The sequence below is a fragment of the Parendozoicomonas sp. 209JJ7-1 genome, from assembly GCF_058147085.1.
Genome location: NZ_JBYVJU010000162.1, coordinates 1 through 477 on the forward strand (window position 1 = coordinate 1; position 477 = coordinate 477).

Annotated in this window: 1 protein-coding gene; it reads left to right on the top strand. The window is 36.3% G+C overall.

What is annotated here, in order from left to right; genetic code table 11:
* Positions 1-422, top strand: a 422-nt coding sequence (locus ACY2RQ_RS19840; protein WP_490114743.1) for a hypothetical protein, incomplete at its 5' end; no start/stop codon positions are given.
* Positions 423-477 lie beyond the last annotated feature (55 nt).

Sequence of the window (477 nt, forward strand, 5' to 3'; positions counted from 1 at the left end):
GCACTATACATCCACGTCAAACCCAAATGGGAGTATGTTTGATGCTTATCAAAATCAAGAATCGTAAAGATATTTTCAGCTATCGAATTAGTGATTTCATTGCAGAAGGGTGCAATATCACTAACCCAGAAGCTATAAATCACGAATATTTAATAAACCTTAATGCCATCGGTATTTTCAAGTTTTATGATAATTTCAATAATCAGTACACCTTCTCAGAAGATGTACTGAAAGATTGCAAGCAGAGCATAGTTTTTGCTGTTGGCAATGATTATGAAGTTTTAGCCTTTAATGAAAGTGCCGGTGGTGAATACCAAAGAATAAAGCGCGAGTTGAAAAAACACTTTGGCCTTGAGGATGAAGATATTCAAAAATCTAGAGAAAATAGCCAAAGCCTTCTAATGGAAGTACTGTCAAACTGATGCTTCATGTTTTGTTGCATGCTGAGAGTTCACGAGTGCTAACAAGTGCATCCAG